This is a genomic window from Rhizomonospora bruguierae, assembly GCF_018397995.1.
GTDB lineage: Bacteria > Actinomycetota > Actinomycetes > Mycobacteriales > Micromonosporaceae > Rhizomonospora > Rhizomonospora bruguierae.
Map to the genome: position 1 here is coordinate 1 of NZ_BBQH01000076.1, position 2,467 is coordinate 2,467.

Annotated in this window: 1 protein-coding gene and 1 pseudogene; both read right to left on the minus strand. The window is 69.7% G+C overall.

Going from position 1 to position 2,467, the window contains the following annotated elements:
* On the minus strand, window positions 1-2,271 hold a 2,271-nt coding region (locus KJS59_RS25240), incomplete at its 3' end, for an acyltransferase domain-containing protein (protein ID WP_249714859.1).
* 24 nt (window positions 2,272-2,295) lie between these two features.
* Window positions 2,296-2,448: pseudogene (locus KJS59_RS32345) on the minus strand (hypothetical protein); the annotation flags it as partial.
* Window positions 2,449-2,467 lie beyond the last annotated feature (19 nt).

The window sequence follows — 2,467 nt, forward strand, 5'->3', positions numbered from 1 at the left end:
AGGAGACCCATCACAAGCAGGCGCCGGAATCCAGTCCAGTTCGTACAGTCCGTCGGCGTTGACGCGCCGCAACTGGTCGGCGGAGACCGGGCGGCCCCGCACCGCCCCGACGGTGGCGACGGGCTGGCCGATCGGGTCGGTGATGTCGAGCGCGAGGCCGTCCGGGCCGGCCGGGGTGATGCGGACCCGGACCGTGCTGGCGCCGGTGGCGTGCAGCCGAACATCGGTCCAGACGAAGGGCAGCATGGGCTCGCCGCCGGTGCCGCCGACGAGTGCGGCGTGCATGGCGGCGTCGAGCAGCGCCGGGTGAAGGTCGAAGCCGGTACCGGTCTGCGGCAGGGTGACGGTGGCGTAGATGTCGTCGCCGTGCCGCCACGCCTCGGTGAGCCCCTGGAACACCGGTCCGTACCGGTAGCCGACCTCGGCCAGATCCTCGTACGCGCGGTCGACGTCGATGGCGGCGGCACCCTCGGGCAGCCACTGCCCCGCCACCGCTTCGGGTGCCGGGCCGCCCTCGGCCAGCCACCCCTCGGCGTGCAGCGTCCAATCCATGTCCTCCACCCGGGAGTACACCGAGACGGTACGGCGGCCGGTGTCATCGGCGGCGCCGACCACGACCTGCACCGCGACCCCGGTCTCGCCCTGCAACACCAACGGCGCCTGCAACGCGAGCTCCTCCACCAGGTCGCAGCCCACCTGCGCCCCGGCGTACAACGCCAGTTCCACGAACGCGGCCCCCGGCAGCAGCACGCTGCCCAGGATGTTGTGGTCGACGATCCACGGCTGCGACGCGGCCGACACCCGGCCGGTGAACGAGACCGCATCGCTGTCCGGCGCCGGCACCGCCGCGCGGAGGATGGGGTGCTCGACCCCGAGCAGCCCCACCGCGCTGGGGTCGCCCACCGACGTCAGGGCGTTGACCCAGTACCGCTGGTGCTGGAATGGGTACGTGGGCAGGTCGACCACGTTGGCCTTGGGTAGCACCGCCGCCCAGTCGACGCGCTGGCCGGTGGTGTGCAACTGAGCGACAGCGGCGATCAGCGTCTCGGTCTCACTCTGCTCCCGCCGGCTGGCCGGCACCGCCCCTTCCGTCAATGGAGTCAAGACCGCGTCGGGACCGACCTCCAGAATCCGGGTAACACCCTCGCCGCGCACGGTGTCGATCGCATCGGCGTACCGGACCGTGGCCCGGACCTGCCGCACCCAATACCCCGGAGTATCCATCGCCACATCGGCCCCAACCGTCGACACGATCGGAATCGTCGGTGGGTTGAACGTCAATCCCTCCACCACCGTGGCGAACTCATCCAGCATCGGCTCCATCAACACCGAATGGAACGCGTGCGAGACCCGCAACCGCGACGACCGCTCGAACCGGGCCGCGACCGCCAACACGTCGGCCTCGGCCCCGGAGATCACGACGGAGTCGGGGCCGTTGACCGCGGCGATGTCGACACCCTGGATGTCTTCCTCCCGGGCCCGAACCGCGACCATCGCCCCACCAGCCGGCAACGCCTGCATCAACCTGCCCCGCGCAGCCACCAACCGCACCGCGTCCGGCAGCGACAGAACACCGGCGACATGCGCGGCGGCGATCTCACCGACCGAGTGTCCGACGAGGACGTTCGGGTGAACGCCCCAGGACTCCAGTAGCCGGTATAGGGCTACTTCGAACGCGAACAGGGCCGGCTGGGCGTAACCGGTCTGGTTCAACACCTGAACGTCGTCGCCCCACATCACGTCCAGGGCCTCCGAGGCTGAACGCAGCGCCTCGTCAAACACCGGGAAGGTGGCGGCCAGTTCGCGGCCCATGCCCAGACGCTGGGCGCCCTGACCGGTGAACACGAACGCTGTCTTGCCGCTATCGGCAACACCCCGGAAGGTCTTACCGGCAAGGATCGCCGCCCGGTGCTCGAACACCGCACGCGTCGTCGCCAACGAATAGGCAACGTCCACCGGGTCGGCCTCGACCGACCGCACCCGCTCGATCTGCGCCGCAAGCCCGGCGGCCGTCTTACCCGAGACGAGGAACGGCAACGGGTAGGCGATGTTCCGGCTGAGGGCCGCCTCGGAGGGGGCCGCCTCTTCGATGATGACGTGGGCGTTGGTACCGCTGAGGCCGAACGAAGAGACACCGGCACGCCGCGGCCGGTCCTCGCGGCGCGGCCACGCCTGCTGCTGCGTCAGCAGCTCGACGTTCCCGACCGACCAGTCAACATGCGAGCTAGGGGCATCCACGTGCAGCGTGCGGGGCAGCATCTCGTGCCGCATCGCCTGCACCATCTTGATCACACCAGCGACACCAGCCGCCGCCTGAGTATGACCCAGATTCGACTTGACCGAACCCAACCACAACGGAGACGAGCGATCCTGACCGTACGTGGCAAGCACAGCCTGCGCCTCGATCGGATCACCCAACCGGGTACCAGTGCCGTGCGCCTCCACCACATCGACATCCGCAGTGGAC